Raw genomic sequence first — 19977 nt, forward strand, 5'->3', positions numbered from 1 at the left:
TGACCGAGCCCCGGGGAGGTCGGGGTCCGTTCACAGGTTGCTCCGGCCCGTGAAGTGGTTGTTCTGGTTTCCCTGCCCGTTGTGGACCTGGGAGTTGTTGTACTGGGCACCGGAACCGGTGCTGACCGGGCCTCGTGTGCCGCTCACGACGGGACCGATGTTCCCACCCACCCCGCTGACACCGTGGTTGGTGTACTCACGGGCCTGGACGGCGACACCGTGCACGTCGCCCGCCGTGTTCGAGGTCTCGGCACCGGCCCGTTCGGGCTCGGGGTGCCCGGCCTCCTCCAGGTGCGGTGCTGCCACGACCGCGGCCTCGACGATCTGTTCGAGGTCGGCCTCTGCGTTGCGGTGGTAGAAGCGGCGGTACTGGCACCGCGCGAGCCCGCGGACGTCCTCGGGCAGCTGTTCGGGCCGGATCCTGGGGGCGCCGTCCACCAGGACCGGGACGACGACGCCGGTCTCGAGCACCGAGGCGATCTCGTACCGGGTCCAGTCGGCCGGGTCCTCCAGTGCGCGTCCGCCCGGTCCGGGCAGGTCGAGCCAGTCGCGGCCGATCACGGCGAAGAGCACTTCGCAGCGGGCCAGGGCCCGCTCCAGGCCCTGTTCGAAGTCGTCGCCCGCGCCGATCGACCGGGAGGCGAGGAAGACCTCGTCCCCGCCGAAGTGTGCGGACAGTTCCCGGCTGAGGAGTGTGGCGACGTGCTCGCCGTCACCGGTGCGGTAGTTGACGAAACAGGTGTGCATCGGGATCTCCTTCTCGTTCACTCACAAAAAGGCGAAAACGGGTTCGTCGGAATTCGATGTGACGCCGCAAAAGATGTTCCACGCCCCAAGCGCCAAAGAAAAGCCGGAAAGACCCGTTTCCTCACGCCTGTTCCGAGGGAAACGGGAAACCCCAGGACTGCCGGGACGACCCGGGTAAAGGCCTCACACGCCCTTTTCCCGAGGCGCGCACAGAATGACCCTCACGGCTATATGATCTGCCCGGGAAACGGTGGCAAAAGGATCCGTGGGCCCCGAAACCCCGACCCCGGATCCCTCGTCCCGCCCCGTCGTCCGCCCGGTACGGGTGTGCCCGCGCCGCCGTGACCAGGAGGGTCCATTGAGCACGTACGGAATCGACCTCGGCACCACCTACTCGTGTGTGGCGGCGGTGGACGACGCCGGGCGCGCCCACATCACCAAGAACGCGGCGGGTGAGGACACCACCCCGTCGGTGGTCTTCTTCGAGTCGCCCACCAACGTCGTGGTCGGCGAGGAGGCCAAGAACACCGCGCTGCTCCTGCCCGACCAGGTGGTGTCGCTGGTCAAGCGGCAGATGGGCGAGCAGGCGCGGTTCGAGTTCCACGGGCACGAGCACACCCCCGAGACCGTCTCGGCGCTGCTGTTGCGGGAGCTGGCGCGCGCGGCCGGTGAGCACGAGCGTGCCGAGGTGGGGGAGGTCGTGGTCACCGTCCCGGCCTACTTCGGGGTGACCGAGCGCGAGGCCACCCGCCGGGCCGGGGAGATCGCGGGGCTGCGGGTCCTGGACGTGGTTCCGGAACCGGTGGCGGCGGCGCTGCACTATCAGAGTCTGGACTCCGGACGGGGCCCGCGGCATCTGCTCGTCTACGACCTGGGCGGGGGCACCTTCGACACCACGGTGATCCGGGTGGAGGACAACGACGTTCGGGTGGTGTGCACCGACGGCGACCACCGGCTGGGTGGCGCGGACTGGGACGAGAAGCTCACCGATCACCTGTTGGAGCGGTTCTCCGCGCAGTATCCGGAGACCGACCCGGGCGGGGACGAGCAGTTCCTGCAGGACGTGTCGGCGGCGGCCGAGCGTCTCAAGCGGTCGCTGACCGTGCGCGAGAGCGCGCGGCACAACCTGCGGTTCGCCGGGGCGGCGGTGCAGGTGGAGCTGGCCCGGAAGGACTTCGAGGCGCTCACCTCCGACCTGCTGGAGCGCACCTTGTCCATCACCGAGCGCACCGTGGCCACCGCGCGCGAGCGGGGTGTGGACACTTTCGACGACGTGCTGCTGGTGGGCGGGATGACACGGATGCCGGCGATCACGGAGGCGTTGCGGGCGCGGTTCGGTTTCGAGCCGCATCTGCACGAACCCGACCTGGCGGTGGCCAAGGGCGCGGCTCTGTTCGCCCTGGTGCGTCAGGTCAAGAACGTCATGGGCGGGGCGGAGGAGGACCAGGGGTCGGTGCGCGAGCGTGCCGAACAGGTGGGCCGCCGCCTGGGGTTGACCACCTCGGAGGTGGAACGCCTGGCCGGCAAGACGGTCACGAGCGTGTCCCCGCGGGCGTTCGGGGTGAAGACCATCGACAGCGCCGACCCGGTCTACGAGAGCGATCCGATGTCGGCCCGCCAGTACGTCAGTCACTTGTTGTCCGCCAACACCCCGCTGCCCGCGGTGGCGCAGGAGGGGTTCGCAACGGTGTGGGCCGAGCAGGAGGCGGTGCGGATCGATGTGTGGGAGCAGGCGGGTTCGGTGGTCTCCGAGGAGTTGGAGCACAACGCCCAGATCGGGGATGCGGTGTTGAGCGGGTTGCCGCCGAGCCCGGCCAACACTCCGTTCCGGGTGGAGTTCCGCCTGAGCGAGACGGGTCTGCTCAACGTGCGCGCCTGGGAGCCGGAGCGCGGCAGCCAGGTGCGTTTCGACATCCGTATCGGCGGGATGAGCCCGCAGAACGTGGAGCGGGCCCGGGACGCCGTGGGGATGATCCGTACCTCCGGTTGACCGGTGTGAGGGGAGGAAGGGCCCGATGTCCTGGGACGCTCGGGACCGCAAGCGCTACGAGGAGGAGGTGCTCACGCCCGCGCGGGTGGAGGGCCCGCCCGCGGACCTGTTCGTGCGCTACGACATCGGCCCTGTGTTGGGCCGGCGGCTGCGCACGGACCCGGAGGCCTTCACCGAGCACGTGGAGCGGGTGTGCACGCACTGGCGGGGGTTGCGGGTGCGCCGCCGGGCGTTGAAGAAGGTGCTGGTGGAGTTGGTGGCTGCGCACGAGCGCCTTGCTCGGTCGGGGTGCCTGACGCACGCGCATTTCGCGGCGGTGCGTGAGCAGGAGCGGGTGCGGGTGGGCCGGGAGTGGTCCGAAGTCGCCGGCAGCCTGACGACGTCGTTGTTGGAGCGTGCGGAGCTGCGCTCGATGATCCGTTCGGTGGGCATCGACGAGCCGCAGGCCGAGCGGGTGTTGGCCGAGCGGGGCGTGCGGGTGGTGGAGGGGCTGCCGCGTCTGCCGGTGCGGGCTCCTGTGGCCACGTTCCGGACGCTGCGGGAGAACCTGCGTACACGTGGGGCGGTCTTCTCCCCGGAGGTGGTGTTCGGTTCTCGGCGTCTGGAGCAGGGTTTCACGGTGTTGGCCGGGTTCCGGCTGGCCGACGGCTCGGGGTTGGACGAGGAGGCGTTGGCGGGGGCACGGGCCCGGTTGGGGGTGGAGGCGCTCACCGACGGCAAGGCGGCCGCGGAGAACGTGCTGTCGATCCTGCGGGCGGACGGCGACCGGGACCGGCGTGAGGCGATCGTGCTGTGGGAGATCGTCGATGACCTGCGGGGGCGTCCGGCGGCGTTGTCTGAGTCGGGGTTGGTGCGCCCGTGGGTGCGCTCGGGTCTGGACGAGCAGGAAGCCCGTCTGTTGGCGGCGGCGGTGCGGCGCGCGGGCCCGGGGCCGGACGCGGGGGCGCGGGTCGAGGCCGAGGTGCGGGCGTTGTTGGCCGACAATTTGTTGCGGGAGGCCCAGCGGGCGGTGGTGGACCTTCCGGAGGGGCACGGGTTGCGCCGGGCGGTGGCCGAGCGGGCCGAGCAGGTCGCGGAGTTGGTGCGGTGCGCGGAGGGGGCCTTGCGGGGTGATCGTCCGGAGGAGGCGGCGCGGGCGTTGGCTTCGGCGGTGGAGGTGGCCGCCGACGACAAGGTCCTGGCCGACCGGTTGGCGGAGATCGCGCCGGCGGCGCCGCGGTCGGTGGCGGCGCGGGTGCAGGGGCGCGGGGCCGTGGTGGCCTGGCAGCCCAGCCCGAGTCTGGCGGGCGGTGTGCGGTACCGGGTGGAGCGTGTGACGGGGCGTGGTACGGCGGCCCGGAGCACCGTGGTGGGTGAGTTGGCCGGGACCGAGTTGGTCGATCCGGAGCTGCCGGTGGGCACCGATGCCCTGTACTCGGTGGCGGCGGTGCGTGGGGGCCGGGCCTCGTCGGGGCCGGTGGGGTCGGACCCGGTGATGCTGACCCCGGACGTGGCGGATCTGCGGTTGCGGTCGGGCCGGTACTCGGTGACGGCGTCCTGGCGGGTGCCGGAGGAGGCGGTGCGGGTGGAGGTGCTGCGTTCGTGCGGTGCTCCTCCGCGCGCTGTGGGCGACGGTGTGGCGGTGTCCACGGACGGGTCGGGGTTCCAGGACCACACGGTGGAGCCGGGGCGGGAGTACTTCTACCGGATCCGGGTGGTGTATCTGACCTCGGCGGGGCTCACGCGTACCTCGGAGGGTCTGGTGCGCCGGGCGGCGCCGGGGCCGGGTCCGTTGCCGGTGTCGGATCTGGCGGTGGAGCGCCGGGAGGGGAGCACGGTGGTGTCGTGGCCCTCTCCCCCGCTCGGCCGTGTGTCGGTGTGGGTGGGCCCGCGCGAGCCCGTGTGGGCTCGGGGGACCCGGCTGACCGAGCGCGATCTGGCTGCGTTCGGTACCGAGGCGGTGGAGGCTCCGGGGCCGGTCGCGGGCGGCCGGATCGGGGTGCGGGTCCCGGTCCCGCCGGGCACGAGCCATGTGCTGGCCGTGACGGTGGCCGGTGAGGAGCGGGTGGCGGGTGCGCACCGCCGGGTCACGGAGGTGCCGCAGGTGCGGGAGTTGCGGGCGCAGCGGTTCGGTTCGACGGTGCGGTTGTCGTGGTCCTGGCCCGAGCACGCGGCCAGTGCCCTGGTGGTGTGGGGGCCCTCGGGGCCTGAGCACGGGGACGAGGGCGGGGGCGGGCGCTCGTTCTGTTCGCGGCGCCGGTACGAGCGTGAGGGCGGGTTCGAGGCGACGATGGGTCCGGGCTCGGTAGAGGTGTCGGTGTGCACGGTGGTGCCCGATGGTGCGGGCGAGGCGATGAGCGTTCCGGTGCGGGCGAGGGTGCCGGGTGCGGTGGTGGTGGCCTACCGGGTGGAGCCGGTGGGGTGGTGGCGTCGGGAGCGCACGGTACGTCTGACGGCGGAGACCTCCGGGGAGGTGCCCGAGATCGCGGTGGTGCACGCCCAGGGCCGGGTGCAACCGCACTCGGTGACGCAGGGGCAGGTGTTGGCGACCTTCCCGGCCGGACACCGGCGGGCGGGTGAGCATGCGCAGGTGCGGGTGCGTCCGCCGCAGGGGTCGGGGCCGGGGTGGCTGATGTGTTTTCTGGTGTCGGAGGCGGAAGGGACGGATCGGGTGCGGTTGCGTCAGCCCTCGGTGCGGGAGTTGCGGCTGTGAGGTGGCGTGTTCCGCGGGCTCCGACGCTGTCGCCGCCGGTGCGGCCGCTGGTGTGTCCGTACTGCTACGCGGATTTCCCGGCGCGGCGGATCCGGTTCCGGTGCACCGGGCTGCCCGGTCCCGGCGGCCGGCGCTGCGAACCGGTGGAGGACCCGGCACTGCGGATGCACCTGGGGCGGCGCGAGGTGCTGCCGCCGGTCTTCGATGCGGACGGGCGGCGCGGGCACGCGGTCTGCGCGGGGTGCCGGGGATCGACGGGACGGCAGGTGTGCCCGGTGTGCCACGTGCAGTTGCCGGTGCGGTTCGCACGGATCCGGGGGCGGCTCATCGCTCTGGTGGGGGCGCGTGAGGTCGGCAAGACGGTGTTCATGACGGTGCTGGTGCACGAGTTGATGAACCGGGTCGGGTCCCGTCTGGGCGCGTCGGTGGGCGGTTCGGACGACCGCACCCGGCAGCGGTTCGTCGCCGACCACGAGGCCCCGCTCTACGAGCGTGCGACGTTGTTGCAGGCCACGCGGCCTACGGGGCTCGTGCGGGAGCCGTTGGTGTTCCGGTTCACGACCCGGCGGCGGGCCCCGTGGGGTGAGCGCTCCCCACGGCACACGCTGTTGTCCTTCTTCGACACTGCCGGGGAGGACCTGACCAGCCAGGAGAGTGTGGCCGCGCACCTGCGCTACCTGGACCGTGCCGACGGGATCGTGTTGTTGGTGGACCCGTTGCGGTTGGCGGGGGTGCGCGACCTGTTGGCGCCGGGCACGAACCTGCCGCCGCCGGCCGGGCCCGGGGAGGACCCGGTGCACGTGTTGGAGCGGGTCACCGAGGCGCTGGTGCTCGGGCGCGCGCCGACCCGTCGGTGGGTGGACGTGCCGTTGGCGGTGTGTGTGACCAAGCTCGACGTGCTGCGCGAGCACTTGGACGAGGGCTCCCCGCTGCGGCGTCCGCAACCGGACGCGGCGCACGTCGGGACGGCCGACGGCCAGGACGTGCACGCCCAGGTCCAGCAGCTCCTGCACCGGTGGGGCGGCGGCGGGCTCGACGACCACGTGCGTACCCATTACCGGCGGGCCCGCTACTTCGGGGTGTCGGCGCTGGGGACGGATCCGGGGCCGGAGCGGCGGGTGCGCGGAGGTGTGCGCCCGTACCGGGTGGCCGATCCGTTCCTGTGGTTGCTCGGTGAGTTCGGGGTGGTGCCGGTCCGGCGTTGAACCGGCGGCCCGGGGAGGCCGGGTCCGTGCACGTACCGATCATGGAAGGCGGCCGAGGCCCGATGGGTTTTGCGCAGTTGTACTACACCTCGTGCGAGCGCGGTCTGGGCGGCCACGCGGGGTATCAGTTCAACGCCGCGACCCCGGGTGTGGACGCGCGGGTGCTGCGGGAGGTGGAGCGGTTCACTGCCTACGAACCGCCGGGTTCGGTGCCGGTGGAGGAGGTTTCGGCGCACCCGGTGAGCCTGAGTTACGCGCCGGACCTGGGCGGGGCCCGGGTGGTGAGCCGGGTGGTCTCCAGCGGGGCGGACCCGTCGGGGCGGCCGGGCAACTACTTCGCGCACAGCTTGGTGTGGCCGGGCGCGGATGCCGGGACAGCGGACGCAGAGGACCCGGTGCCGCGGCCGGTGGCCACTGGCGACACGGGAACGGCGTTGTTGCCGGCGGAGCTGTGGGAGGCGGGGTTCTGGACGCAGGTGCCCTCCCCCGATCCGGATCTGCCGTTGCTGCGTTCGCCCTCGGCCCCGTTGGACCGGGCACGGACGGGCGAATGGCAGCGCTCGTGCGGGGTGCGGCCCTCGGAGGTGGCGCGGCTGCTGGGTGCGGTGGACGCGGCGGTGGAAGGCGGGCGTCCGGTTCTGGTGGCGGCCGACAGCGCGGCGGTCGCGCACTGGATCGCGCTGGTCTCGCATCTGCTGTCGCCCGACCGGGCCCGGGCGATGGGGTTCACGACCTACTGCGCACGGCCCGGGGAGGTGTTCACGCACGTGGTGGGCGTGCCCGCCGGCACCGACACCGACGGGTTGCGGGACCGGTTCGTGGTCTTTCGGCCCCCTCGGCACGGGGACACGGGGGACGGCGCCCGCCTTCCGGAGATCGCGGGGCCGCACCGGGAACTGGCGCACGCGCTCGTGGCGGCCGGCCCGGAGCAGGCCCCGGACCTGTGGCGGCGCCTGGCGCGGTACGGCTCCGGGCAGGAACGTTCCCTGGCCGACTGGTGGCCGGTCCTGGTGGCCTCCTCGATGGTGGAGGGCCCGGGCCGGGTCCCGCCCGAACAGTGGCAGACCGCCCGCAGGTGGTGGGCCGGCGCCACCTGGCTGCCGCAGCCGGCCCTGGCCGAGGCTCTGTCCCGGCTCCTGGACCTGTACGGGTCCGACCTGCCGCCCGAGGCACTGCAGGACCTGTGGGCCCTGGCGCACCGCACGGGTTCGGCCGATCAGGCCGACCGGTTGGAGAGCGAGGGAGCGTTGCGGTCCCTGCGTTCGGTGGTGGAGGGCGAGAAGGCCCTCGGGACGGTCCCTCTGCGCTCGGCGCGGGCCCGGGAGGCGGCACGCGAGCAGGTCGGGGCGCTCCTGGAGGGTGAGGGCCCGCGCGTCTGCCCCGACCGGGTCCTGGCCCTGCTGGGGTGGGCGTGGGACGCCCGGTGCGGGGTCCCCGAACGGTCGCTGGAGCGCTACGGGGCCCGTGTGGTCGCCGCTCTGATCAGTGAACTGCCCGACGGGTCCGACCCCGATCCGTCGGTGGCCGCACTGGTGCGGGCACGCGCGGAGGTACGCCGGGGCATGGTCGGTGCGCTCGCGCAGTTGCCCCGGGAGCGGTTGGCGCGGCTCGCGTCGGGACCGGTGGGCGCGTGGACCGTCCGCGACCGCGATCCGGCGGGTGTGGTCCTGCGGGAGCTGCATCGTGCGTCCTCGCCCCACCCCGACCCGGCCGGGCTCGTGCGGGAGCTCATGGATGCGCGCCGGGAGGCCCGCCCGCACGCATCCCCGGGGTTGCCCGAACACGATCTGGACGTGGAGCTCCTGGGGCGGGTGCTGGGCCCGGCCGGTGCTCCGGGCCCGGCCGAACGGACCCTGGTGCGGCTGTGGCGCTGCGACCTGCTCGCTCCAGGGGTGGCCGGTTGGATCGGGGACGCGTTGACGTCCGTGCCGTGGCCGGAGCGGTTGCGTGCCTGGCACCGGTTGGCGGCGGCGTTGTCCGGGCACTGGCTGCGCCCGAGGCTGCCTGTGGAGGCGGCCCGGGCCCTGGAGGGGTGGGAAGGGGCCCGTCCGGCGCTGCGGTCGTTGGCGCGCGCCTCGGACGAGGAGATCGCGCAGGAGGGGCCCTGGCGTGTGCTGCGCGAGTGTTCGGCACGTGCGCATCCCGCGGTGCGTGAGGCGGTGCGCCGTCGTGCTGCGGAGACGCTGTTGGCCCGGCGGGACCCGGGCACGCTCGCCGGGGCGCTGGGGCGGTGTCCGGCCACGGTTCTGGACGCCTACACCGACCGTGTCGGGCAGGCACTGGCCGAAGACGACCCGGATCCGGTGTTGGCGGCGCTGGTCTTCGCGGCGGCGCGTTCGCACGCGTGGCCCCGCAGGCCCGAGGACCGGGCTCCGGCGGGCTCCGGTGCCGCCTGGTCTGCCGCCCCCGAACCTGGGGATGCGGGCGGGTCGGTCCCGGACGCGCTCGGGGCCGCACCGCTGCCCCCGGGCACTGCGAGCTGCGTCCCGGGAGTCCGGGCCACAGGGGCGGCCGCGGCGGTGCGCGCGGAGCTCCTCACCGATGACGTGCTGGCTCCGGCTCTGTCCACATGGGGGCGCCGCCGCACCAACACCGTCCGCCGTCGGCTCCCCGCTCCCCTGGCGGCCGAGTTCGACGTGTGGCTGCGTGGCGTGCGCGGTCCGGGCCCCCTGGGCCGCTTGTGGGAGGGGTGGGGCCGGTGAGGAGCGAGGGATGCGCTCTGCCCGCACTGCTCGGGGGCCTGGTGGGGCTGCCGGTGCTCGTGGTGGCGGTGCTCAACTGGCCGATCGTCGTGGCGGTGCTGCTGACCGTGCTCCTGGTGGCGGGGATCGTGGCCGTGACTCTCGGCGCTCTGGTGTTGACCTGGCTCTACGCGCGCAGCGTGCACGCGGTGCTGTTCGCCGGCGGCCACCCGGAGGAACCGTCTCCCGGCCCCGGCGAGGACCCCGCGCACCGCAGTTACCACGGTGGCCCGGCCTGGTCGGATCTGCGCGCGGTGATCGGCGGTACCTGGCGGGTCTCTGCCCCTTGGACACTTCTGCTCGCCCCGCATCTGGCCCTGTACGCGGGAGCGGTGGCGGTCCATCAGTGCGCGGCGTGGGTCTGCGTGGGGGCGCTCCGCGCGGCCGACACGGCGTTGCTGGTGGTGCGGCGGGTGCGGATGGTGTGCCCGCACTGTTTCCGGCGTCTGGGGTACCCGGCCTACGCGTGTGAGTGCGGGCGCTGCCACACGGCGATCCGGCCCGGGCGGCGCGGGATCTGGCGGCGTGTGTGCCTGTGTGCGGCGCGTATGCCGACCCTGCTCCTGTTCGGCACCGCCGACCTGCACACGGTCTGCCCCTACTGCACGCACACCCTGGAGCACCGTCCCGGGGAGGCCCCCGAGCTGGTGCTGCCGCTCTTCGGCGGCGCAGGGGCCGGCAAGACCCGCCTGGTCAACGGCCTGTACCGGGCCTTGGAGCAGGGCGCCGAACCCGTCCCGGACGCCTACGCCGACACCGTGGGAGAGGGGGCGCGCCAGTGGCTGGGTGAGGCCCGCACGGTGCTGCGCCCCTCGACACGGACCGTTCCGACCCTTCCGGGGCATCCGGTCCGCGGTCTGACGGTGCGGGTGGGCGCCGGCGGCAGCACCCTGCTCCTGCAGCTCTACGACGCGGCCGGGGAACGGTTCACCCGCGCCTCGACCGTGGGCGAGCTGGGGTATCTGGGCCAGGCCACCACGTTCCTGCTGGTCGTGGACCCGCTCGGCATCGATGCGGTGTGGCGCCCCCTGGGGCCGGCCGAGCGCGGGAAGCTGGCCCCGGTGCGTTCTCGCACGCGCGACCCCGAGCTCGCCTACACGCAGGTGTTGGAGGAGGTCGAGCGCCGGGTGGGTGCCGCGGTGCGCCGGGCGCGCCTGGGGGTGGTGGTCACTCGCGGGGACCTGTTGCGGGACACCTCGATCGCACCCGAGGGGCCCGGCCAGGACGCGTTGGTGTACTGGGCCGAGCACACGCTGGGGTTGGGGAACCTGCTGCGGTCGGCGCGCGCCCATTTCGGCCGGGTGCGTGTGTTCCACACCTGTGCGGTCAGCCGGCCGAACGGGGAGGTCGATCCCAGCGTGAGCCATCTGCTGCGGTGGGTGTTGGAGGGCCGCCCGCCCGCGTTCGGTGCCCTGGTGGAGGCGCCGGAGCTCCTGGACGGTGCCGTGTGAGCGCCCCGCAGCACCGTGCGCAGCGCCGCGGCCTGGGTGCGCTGGTGCTGGCGGGGTCGGTGGTGTTCACGGCGGCCCTGCTCACCGCGCTGCTGTTCCAGGGGTGGCAGGCGTTGGCGGCCTTGTGGGACTGGGCCGTGGCCACCAACAGGGGCGCTCTTCCAGAGCACCTTTGACGGCGCAAGGCCTCCCCATCACAGGAAACCCGAATGCTCAACCACACAGAGGGCCGGGCCCATCGGGATCCGTGGCCGAGCAGACCCGACCCTGGGGCGGGCCGAACCGGTGTCAGCGCCGTTCGGCCGCACCGGAATCGGTGTACACACCCTGGTGGGCGCCGCCGGAGCGGGCCTGGCCGTGGTAAGGCTCGCCCTGCTCGGTGTAGGTGGCCTGCCGCGCGGTCACGTCGCGCTCCCACTCGACGTAGCGCTCGCTCTCGCCGAGCAGCATCGTGGTGAGCCAGACGGCGACACCGATGTCGTCGACCAGGCCGAACACCGAGAAGAAGAGCTCGGGAACGAAGTCGATGGGCGAGACGATGTAACCGGCCATGACGAACATGGCGAGCAGCTTGCCGTGGCCCAGCTCGGGATAGCGGCCGCGCAGCTTGGCACCGATCATGCGGGGGACGGCGAGCACCCGCTGCCACACGGACACCCGTCCCCCGGTGTTCTGGATGACCTGCCAGGCCGCCGCACCCGCGGCGGCGCGGTTGTACTTGCGCATCGTTGATCTCCTCGGGGGGAACGTGGCTACTCACGATATGACGCGAATCCTCTTCCGGATGTTCCCGGGTGCGGGCGAAAAAACCGCACGGGCGCCCGGATGCGATCCGGGACACAGCGGCCCCGCAGGCCCCGGACGGGGCCGCGAGGAGGCCGCGCCGTCCACAAGAAGGGGATCGGCTCTGGCTTTCGGGGCGTTCGGCATGGATCGTGGAGAAGGTGCACGACGACCTTCCCTACGTGAACAAAACAGCCCATAACAATCGATCCCGACCCCTGTCCACGCCTCCCCCGAAGTTGGCCACATCCGGCCAGTCGCGGACCGCCCCGAACCCGACCACCCCACACCGAGCACCCGTTCCCGGCCCCGTGTCGCCTGGTCGGGGCTCCCCCCGGCCCCAGAACGCCCACCACCACCGGAGGCGACCCTCCGTGCACCGCTGTGCACACCGATCCGTCCCCGCGCACCCGGAGGCCCCGGCAGGGCCTCCCGCGCCCGAGCGCACATTGGTTACGATGCGTCCGAGTGGCGCCCGCGAGTAACAGCGACCCCCGCAGAGCCCCGACCCCGAACACCCACGGGACCGATCGACGCGTAAGACCCACCCGAGTGCGCAGAACCGATGGAGCTTGCCCAGTGTCCAGAGCCCTTCCGCGGTCGGCGACGGCCGTCGCCCTGTTGGCGGACGTCCCCAGCACGGGCCACGTGGGCGAGGTCCGGGCGCAGCGGTTCGCGATGCACGGAGACGGCATCGGCGAACGCTGCGCCGCATTCGTCGACTTCGCCCGCGCACGGTCCGAAGCGGGGCAGAAGGTCCTCGCCCTCTACCCGTCCTGGCAGTGCGAGACGGCCGTCCGCGCCGTCAACTTCGCCCGGGGAGCCACCCGGGACGACCACATCGCCGGCATCGCCGTGGACCTGTCGCCCCTGGCGCTCTCGCTCGTGGCCGACCAGCTCGCCTACCTGACGCCCTACGTACCGCCGGGCATGGTGGCCGCGCTCAGCGACGAACTGCCCAAACACCTGTTGGCGGGCGCGTGGCTGCGCAGTGTCTCCAACCTGGCGAGTTTCCCGGTGTCGCTGCGCCAACAGATGGGTTCGCTCGCCCCGTCGGTCTCCTACCTGGCCTACTGCACGCCCGAGCGCAGCCTGGAACGCATGCGCCCCTCCGAGGTCGCGCGCACGCTGCCCTTCCGTCCGGTGCGCCCGGTGCAGCTGCTGTGCTCGACCCCCGACCCGACCATCACCGGGCTCTTCGACGACAGCCTGCCCCGGGCCATCGCCCCGGTGGCCACCCGGCGCCTGCCCGCGCAGCCGCTGGGCCCCGTCTACTGGGGCACGTCCAAGTACGTGGAGTTCGTGGCGCTGAGTGCCCACCCCCAGGCCCTGGCCTACGCCGCCAGTTCACTGCGCACCGCCCTGTGCACCTGGTGCGGCGAACCGACGCGCTCCAGACCCTGCCCCTTCTGCGCAGGCAACGCGACCCGGCCCCTGCCGCCGCGCCCGAACGGGCCCTGGCCCCCGCAGGGCGGATCCGCCTCTCCCCCACGCGAGACGGGACCACCGCCGGGGTCCGCTCCCCCGCTGCCCGCGCATCCCCGTCCCGGCCCACGGACCGAAGCAGCACCCGCCCGCGGACACCGACAAGGCCTCGAGCCGCCCCGTAACGGTTCCGCCCGCAACGGGGCACCGCCGACCGACCCGTCCCACCACCGCCGACCGCCCGGCCCCGAACCCCTGCCCGACCTCACCACCCACACGCTGCCCGGGCACACACCGGAGGCACACAGCACCCATCCCCGATAAGACCCACGGGGCCACATCCGTCTCGGGAACCCCTCCCATGAGCGGATGCCCCGTCCCGCGGCGGACCTGCCCCGCCGGCCGATCCCTGACCGACCCACGTCCCCCGAGAGCACCCGACACGATTCCCTGAACGGAAAGCACAGCCCTATGAACCCCCGTCAGCGACGCGGCGTCCTGCTCATGGTGGTGGCCGCCATCGGCGCCGTGGCCGTGTTCGCCTCCGTCTTCGTGTACCTGCGCGGCCAGCAGGACCAGCTCGGCGAGTTCGCGACCGTGCTGCGCGTGTCCTCCGAGGTCGAGGCCGGCCAGGCCGTCAGCGCCGAGCACGTGGAGCAGGAGAGCGTGCCGCGCATGTACTTCGACGAGGAACTCTTCCTCAGCGACCTGTCCGACGTCGAGACCCCCACCGACCAGGAACTCGTGGCCGCCACGCACCTGGAGGAGGGCGCGCTCCTGCAGCGCGGCATGGTCCAGCCCCAGCCCACCCTGACCACCGGTGAGCGCGAGATCGCGATCATGGTCAACGCCGAGACCGGGGTGGCGGGCAAGGTCCAGCGCGGCTCGGTCGTGGACATCTACGGCACGTTCCAGGCCGGCGGCCACGGCGATGCGTGTGCGGTGCGGGTCCTGACCGAGGTCGAGGTGCTCGACATCGGGGAGCTGCGTCCCCAGGACGACCCCAACGGCGGCAGCACCGGCGTGGTCCCGGTGACCTTCCGTCTGGAACCGGACTCCGCGCTGGAGCTGGCCTACTCCGAGGACTTCGCCACCAAACTCCGCCTGGCCCTGGTCAGCACCGACGGGGGCGGCGACCCCGGCGGCAACGAGTTCTGCAGCGACGACTTCTCCGAGCAGTTCTCCGGTGGCGGCGGTGGCGACCAACACCGCGCCCCGGCCGAGGAGGGGATGTCGTGAACTTCCGTGTGCTGGCGGGCATGCCGACCTCCGAGACGGAGATGGTGCTGTCCGCGCGCTTCGACGAGCTCACCACCGCCGACCTGGTGGCCTCGCGGGGCAGTACCGCGGCGCTGATCGAGGCGGCCGGGGAGTTCCCCGAGCTCGACGTGGTCCTCATCCACCAGGACCTGGGCCCCGCCCCGGTCTTCGACGCCGTACGGGACCTCTCGCACCGCCATCCCCAGCTCGCGGTCCTGCTGGTGTCCACGACGATGGACTCCGACACCTTCACCGCCGCGATGGAGGCGGGGGGGCGGGGGGGGCGGNNGCGCCCCCGGCGCCGCCACTTGGAGTCGGCCTCCCTGGATCTGCCGGCCACGGGCGTACGCGGGCGTGTGGTGACCCTCAGCGGCGCCAAGGGCGGGGTCGGCACCACCACGTGTGCGGTGCAGCTGGCCATGGCCGCGGCCGCCAAGGACCGGGTGGTGTGCCTGGTCGACCTGGACCTGCAGACCGGTGACCTTCCCGCCTTCCTCAACCTGCGCCACCGCCGATCCATCAGCGACCTGGTCGAAGCCGGTGACGACATCACCCCGGGCATGCTCTCGGAGACCCTCTACGTCGATCCGCGGGGCCCGCACGTGCTGCTCGGTCCCGAACACGGCGAACGCGGTGAGGACGTGACCGCGCGGGCCGCCCGCCGGGTACTGACGGCGCTGCGGTCGCGCTACGAACTGGTGCTGGTCGACTGCGGGTCCACGATGAACGAGGCCACGGCCATGGCGGTGGAGATGGCCGACCGTTCCGTCGTCACCGTCACCCCCGACGTGCCCTCCACACGGGGAGCGCAACGGTTGACGGCGCTGTGGGAACGGTTGCAGATCCGCGCGCAGGACGACGTGTTCACGCTGGTGACCCGGCACAGCCGCAAGAACGAGATCCAGCCCGACTTCCTGCGCCGGCTGCTCGGCACCCAGGTGTTGCGCACCCCGATCCCGGCCTCCTACCGGGGGTTGGAACCGGGGGAGAACAACGGCGATCCCACCAAGGTCACCGACGAGGGCCTGCGCAAGGCGTTCGCCCGGGTGGCCTCGGAACTGGAACTGACGGCCGCCCCCGAGGAAACACCACCGGGCGCGGGCAAGGGTTCGGTGCCCACCCCGCCCGGGGGCGCCCGGGCACCGTCCGGACCCCTGCCCTCCACGCGGGACGTGTCGGGGTTCCTGAACGCCTCGGTCGGGGCCGAGCACCACGGCAACGGGCGGGCGCCGGGGCCGCACGGGACCGGTGGGTTCGGTGGTTGAGCACGGGGCGGGCCGGTGCAAGGCCCCGCGTTCGGACCACGGCGGCGTCATCGTCGAGTTCGCCGCCGTCATCCCGTTCCTGATGCTCGCCCTGGCGCTGGTGTGGCAGGTGGTCCTCATCGGGATCACCTCGATGTATGCCTCCCACGCTTCCTCCGAGGCCGCCCGCCAGGCCGCCGTCACCCCCGACGACACCGCGCTCGTCGAGGAGGAGGCCCGCAAACGCGTCCGGCCCCCGTGGGACGGCGAGGACATGATGGACGTGGACATCGTCGAACGCGACGGCGACCGGTTCGCCCAGGTGTCCCTGTCCATGCCGATCTTCCTGCCGGGCGCGGCCGGGCCCTGGGACGTGACCGGGGAATCCGCGGTCGTGCCCGAGGTCGATCCCCTCGGCGGTTCCGGAGGGGGGAACGGCGTGTGAGTACCTCCTCCGATCGCCCGGCACGATGGCGCGCCCGGGGCAGCGGCGCCGACCGGGGCGGGCCGATGCTGGAGTTCGCGGTCGTCTTCCCGATCCTGCTCGTGGTGGTCGTGGTCGCCCTGGAGGCCTTCTTCGCGTTCGTGGCCGTCGAACGCCTGGAGTCGGCCGCCCGTGCCGGGGCCCGTGTGGCCGGAACCCAGCAGTTGGAGGGCGCCGAGTCCACCGCGCGCGGGGCCCTGCCCGTGTGGTTGGAGGAGGCCACCGTCACCAGCGGCACCAACGAGACCGAGGGGTTCTACGTGGAGGTCTCGCATCCGCTGCCGATCGTGTTCTCCTCGGCCGGCTTCGACCTCTCGCTGACCCGCCGGGTGGACATGCCGAATGTGTAGGGCGAGCACCGACGACACCGAACGAGGGGGATGAGGACGATGGGTCTCAAGGACCGTCTGGAGGAGGACCGCGTCTCGGAGGGGCGCCCCGACCGCGGCAGTGTCACGCACTGGCGGCGCCGGCTCCTGGCCGAGATCAACCTGGAGGACCTCACCCGCCTCACCCTCGCCCAGCGCCGGGTACGCCTGGAGAAGGTCGTCGGGCACATCCTCACCCGTGAGGGCCCGGTGCTGGCCGAACGCGAACGGTCGGTGCTGATCCGCCGGGTCGTGGACGAGGCCCTCGGGCTGGGGGTGCTCGAACCCCTGCTCGCCGACGAGACCGTCACCGAGATCATGGTCAACGGCCCCGACAACGTCTTCGTCGAACGCGACGGGCGCATGCAGCGCGTGGACGCGAGCTTCAACGGCGAGGACCAGCTGTACCAGACCATCGACCGCATCGTTTCGATGGTGAACCGGCGCGTGGACGAGTCCTCACCCATGGTGGACGCGCGTCTGCCCAGCGGCGAGCGGGTCAACGTGATCATCCCGCCCCTGTCGCTGTCGGGGCCGGTGCTGACGATCCGGCGGTTCCCGAAGCCGTACCCGATCGAGGACCTGGTGCGGATGGGCAGCCTGGACTCCCCCACGGGGATCCTGTTGGCGGCGATGGTGCGGTCCCGGTTCAACATCGTGGTCTCCGGCGGGACCGGCAGCGGTAAGACGACCTTCCTGAACGCGTTGTCGGCGTTCGTACCGCCGACAGAACGCATCGTGACCATCGAGGACTCCGCGGAGCTGCAGCTGATGCAGGAGCACGTGGTGCGCCTGGAGTCGCGTCCGCCCAACATCGAGGGGCAGGGGGCGATCGCCATCCGCGACCTCGTGCGCAACGCACTGCGGATGCGCCCGGACCGCATCATCGTCGGTGAGGTGCGCGGCCCCGAGACCATCGACATGCTGCAGGCGATGAACACCGGCCACGACGGGTCGTTGGTGACGGTGCACGCCAACTCCGCCGACGACGCCATCCACCGGTTGCAGACGCTGGCGACGATGGGTGAGGGGCTGATCCCCTACGACGCGCTGCGCGACCAGATCAACAACGCCGTCGACGCGATCGTGCACCTGGGCCGGTGGCCGGACGGGTCGCGGCGGGTGGAGGAGATCGCGGTGGTCTCCTCCAAGCGGCGGGAGGAGTTCCGGTTGGACTCGGTGCTGGAGTTCGAGGCCGAGCCGATCGGACCCAACCGGACCGTGGAGGGTTCCTTCCGGCACCACCCGATGCCCCGCCACATCGCCGGGCGCATCCACCACGTCGGCGAGACGGTGCCCGCGACCTTCGGTGTGGTCGCCGAGAACGGTGGCCGGGGCGGTCACGCAGGAGGGAGCGGCCCCGGTGGCGGTGGTCCCGGCGGCGGGTACCCGGGTGGCGGCCCCGGTGGCGGGCCTGCTCAGAATCCCCCGCCACGGCAGGGCCCCGGACGCCCGCCCGTGAACTGACGCCTCCTCCCCCAACCCCCGAAGGAAGGACGGAACCCCCGGTGAACTGGGAGATCCTGGCCGACTGGCGCGCCTCGGCGATCCTCGGCGCCCTGGTGCTGGTGCTGACCGTGGCGCTGTGGGCGCTGTGGGAGTTCGTCTCCGGTACCCAACAGCGGCGGATGATCGCCGAACGCAGCGCCCTCGAACGGGCCGAGCACGAGGCCGCCACCCCCATGGCCCGGTTGGAGTTGGCGCTGTTCCGCACCCAGTGGGGCGCCCGCCTGCACCGGCGCATCGCACGGTCGGGCGCCGACGTCCGACTGTCCACGTTCGTGGTGGCGCTGTCGGCCGGGGCGCTGCTGGCGGTCGTGGTGGTGTGGCAGGTGTTGGCTCCCTTCTTCGGGCTGCTGGCCGCGGCCGGGGTCGCGTTCCTGTTCTTCTCCTACCTGAACCGGGCCGAGGCCAAGCGGCGGGAGGAGTTCACCGCCCAGCTGCCCGACCTGGCGCGGGTGCTGGGCAACGCCACCTCGGCCGGGTTGGCACTGCCCACGGCCGTGGCCATGGCCGCCGAGGAGCTCGACGGCCCGGCCGGGGAGGAACTGGCGCGCATGACCGAGTCGATGAAGCTCGGCGCGAGCTTCGAGGAGGCCGTCGCCGAACTGCGCGAACGGATGCCCTCCCGCGAGCTCGGGGTGCTGCTGGCCACGCTCGTGGTCTCCTCCCGTTCGGGCGGTTCGCTGGTCACGGCTCTGCGCAACATCTCCTCGACCCTGGAGCACCGCAAGGAGACCCGGCGCGAGGTGCGCACGACCCTGAGCGAGACCACCAGCACGGTGTGGGCGCTGGGGGCCATGTCGGTGGGGGCGGTCTTCCTCATCAACTCGATCGAACCCGGCATCATGCGTGTGATGACCACCTCCGCGGCCGGGATCGCGGTGCTGCTCGTGGTGGCCGCGCTGTTCACGATCGGGTTCGTGCTGGTCAACCGGATCACCCGGTTCGAGATGTAGGGGCAGGTGGATCATGGTTGCGGTGTCGATGGGACAGCTCTCGGCCACAGCGGTGCCTCTCGGGCTGGCTGCGGCCGCCGCGGGGGTCGTGCTGCTGGCCGCGTACGCGGTGAACCTGCTGCTCTCCCGAACGCAGGTGAGCTTGCAGGGGCCCACGATCGGTTCCGCCCCCCGGCCGAAACGCAAGTCCGACGGGGTGTTCGTCCTGCACCGTCTGACCGAGGCTCTGGGGAGCCCGCTGGCGCCGTCGGTCCTCAGGTCCTTCGGGGAGCGGCGCCGGGCTGCGGTCGCCGAACGGATCGAGGCCGCCGGACGTCCCGACGGGATCACGGTGGAGCGCTACGTGCAGCGCCGCACCGGTGAGGTCGTGCTCTACGGAGGCGTGGGGCTGCTGATGCTGCTGGTCGGCCAGGTGTTCCTGGCTGTGGTGGTGCTCGCGTTCATCTTCATGACCGACCTCAACCTGTACGTGCAGGCCCAGGAGCGCGCCGACAAGGTGCAGTCGCAGCTGCCCGACTTCCTGGACGTGCTCGCGGTGACGGTGAGCGCGGGGATGTCGTTCCGTGCCGCGGTGGGGCGGGTCGCGGACTCCATGCCCGGGGTGCTCTCGGAGGAGTTCCAGCTGGCCATACAGCAGATGGAGCTCGGGACCTCGCGCCGGGAGGCCTTCGAGATGCTGCGTCGGCGCAACCGCAACGAGTCGCTGAGCAAGTTCGTCACCGCGATCCAACAGGCCGAGGAACTGGGTGCGCCGCTGAGCCAGACCCTGGTCGACATCAGCCAGGACATGCGCCGCGCGGACGCGCAGTACATGCGCCGCAAGGCGCAGCGGCTCAACCCCCGCGTGACGATGGTGACGGCGGTGACGTTGCTTCCGGGGTTGTTGATCCTGGTGGTCGGGTCGATGTTCATCGGTACCGAGGTCGATCTCGGGGTCGTCCTCGGGGGGTGAGGTGGCACCGGGGTGAGCGGGTTCCGTCCCAACCCGGCACCCCGGTGGTGTCCGTCCGCGTGTTCGGACACCTGTGATGGTGGCAGCCACCGGAGACAATTCCGCGAACGGACGGTGAAACTCCGACGTGCGCACCGGGTTCTGGTGCGCTCAGCCACGTGAAGGGCTCAGCCTCA

The 19977-nt window shown here is 72.4% G+C and carries 16 protein-coding genes; 14 read left to right on the forward strand and 2 right to left on the reverse strand.

Annotated features, from left to right (window positions below; genetic code table 11):
* Positions 1-30: 30 nt before the first annotated feature.
* The gene (locus D473_RS0113240) at positions 31-747 is read right to left on the reverse strand and encodes a toll/interleukin-1 receptor domain-containing protein (RefSeq protein ID WP_033353337.1); all 717 of its coding nucleotides are present in this window, start codon (positions 745-747) and stop codon (positions 31-33) included.
* 358 nt (positions 748-1105) lie between these two features.
* On the opposite strand from D473_RS0113240, the gene D473_RS0113245 reads away from it, so the two are divergent.
* The 6 genes from D473_RS0113245 (at position 1106) to D473_RS0113270 (ending at position 11002) form a co-directional block, all read left to right on the forward strand.
* Entirely contained in the window at positions 1106-2737 is a 1632-nt protein-coding gene (locus D473_RS0113245; RefSeq protein WP_017609549.1) for an Hsp70 family protein, read from the forward strand.
* A gap of 25 nt (positions 2738-2762) precedes the next feature.
* A complete protein-coding gene (locus D473_RS27195) occupies positions 2763-5429 on the forward strand; it encodes a hypothetical protein (RefSeq protein ID WP_026126905.1) in 2667 nt (888 codons plus the stop codon).
* 164 nt (positions 5430-5593) lie between these two features.
* Positions 5594-6634 (forward strand): TRAFAC clade GTPase domain-containing protein, encoded by a 1041-nt coding sequence (locus D473_RS0113255; RefSeq protein ID WP_017609550.1) that lies wholly within the window; start codon positions 5594-5596, stop codon positions 6632-6634.
* A 26-nt stretch (positions 6635-6660) separates the two neighbouring features.
* Positions 6661-9336 carry a GTPase-associated protein 1-related protein gene (locus D473_RS0113260; RefSeq protein WP_241474785.1) on the forward strand — a complete coding sequence of 892 codons (2676 nt, stop codon included), beginning with the start codon at positions 6661-6663 and terminating at the stop codon, positions 9334-9336.
* Positions 9333-10826, forward strand: coding sequence for a TRAFAC clade GTPase domain-containing protein (locus D473_RS0113265; protein ID WP_241474786.1), 1494 nt, complete (start codon positions 9333-9335; stop codon positions 10824-10826). The genes D473_RS0113260 and D473_RS0113265 overlap by 4 nt, the downstream gene beginning before the upstream one ends.
* The gene (locus tag D473_RS0113270; RefSeq protein ID WP_017609553.1) at positions 10823-11002 is read left to right on the forward strand and encodes a hypothetical protein; all 180 of its coding nucleotides are present in this window, start codon (positions 10823-10825) and stop codon (positions 11000-11002) included. The genes D473_RS0113265 and D473_RS0113270 overlap by 4 nt, the downstream gene beginning before the upstream one ends.
* A gap of 112 nt (positions 11003-11114) precedes the next feature.
* Here the strand turns inward: D473_RS0113270 and D473_RS0113275 are convergent, their stop codons facing one another.
* A complete protein-coding gene (locus D473_RS0113275; protein WP_017609554.1) occupies positions 11115-11552 on the reverse strand; it encodes a YkvA family protein in 438 nt (145 codons plus the stop codon).
* 636 nt (positions 11553-12188) lie between these two features.
* Between D473_RS0113275 and D473_RS0113280 the strand changes: the two genes are divergently transcribed.
* The 8 genes from D473_RS0113280 to D473_RS0113315 all read left to right on the forward strand — a co-directional run bounded on the left by D473_RS0113280 (position 12189) and on the right by D473_RS0113315 (position 19801).
* Positions 12189-13358: a hypothetical protein gene (locus D473_RS0113280; protein ID WP_017609555.1), complete on the forward strand. Its 1170-nt coding sequence runs from the start codon at positions 12189-12191 to the stop codon at positions 13356-13358.
* A gap of 147 nt (positions 13359-13505) precedes the next feature.
* Complete coding sequence (gene cpaB, locus D473_RS0113285; protein WP_017609556.1) at positions 13506-14273, forward strand: Flp pilus assembly protein CpaB; 768 nt, start codon at positions 13506-13508, stop codon at positions 14271-14273.
* Positions 14270-15559: an AAA family ATPase gene (locus D473_RS0113290; RefSeq protein WP_026126908.1), complete on the forward strand. Its 1290-nt coding sequence runs from the start codon at positions 14270-14272 to the stop codon at positions 15557-15559. Before cpaB ends, D473_RS0113290 begins: the two co-directional genes overlap by 4 nt.
* Positions 15543-15983: a TadE/TadG family type IV pilus assembly protein gene (locus tag D473_RS0113295; protein WP_026126909.1), complete on the forward strand. Its 441-nt coding sequence runs from the start codon at positions 15543-15545 to the stop codon at positions 15981-15983. The genes D473_RS0113290 and D473_RS0113295 overlap by 17 nt, the downstream gene beginning before the upstream one ends.
* Positions 15980-16372: a TadE/TadG family type IV pilus assembly protein gene (locus D473_RS0113300; protein WP_017609557.1), complete on the forward strand. Its 393-nt coding sequence runs from the start codon at positions 15980-15982 to the stop codon at positions 16370-16372. Before D473_RS0113295 ends, D473_RS0113300 begins: the two co-directional genes overlap by 4 nt.
* Before the next feature lie 39 nt (positions 16373-16411).
* Positions 16412-17857: a CpaF family protein gene (locus D473_RS0113305; protein WP_017609558.1), complete on the forward strand. Its 1446-nt coding sequence runs from the start codon at positions 16412-16414 to the stop codon at positions 17855-17857.
* Between the two features lie 41 nt (positions 17858-17898).
* A complete protein-coding gene (locus tag D473_RS0113310; RefSeq protein ID WP_017609559.1) occupies positions 17899-18849 on the forward strand; it encodes a type II secretion system F family protein in 951 nt (316 codons plus the stop codon).
* Positions 18850-18862: 13 nt separating this feature from the next.
* Positions 18863-19801 (forward strand): type II secretion system F family protein, encoded by a 939-nt coding sequence (locus D473_RS0113315; protein WP_241474787.1) that lies wholly within the window; start codon positions 18863-18865, stop codon positions 19799-19801.
* Positions 19802-19977 lie beyond the last annotated feature (176 nt).

This window comes from Nocardiopsis xinjiangensis YIM 90004, assembly GCF_000341145.1.
Lineage (GTDB): Bacteria > Actinomycetota > Actinomycetes > Streptosporangiales > Streptosporangiaceae > Nocardiopsis > Nocardiopsis xinjiangensis.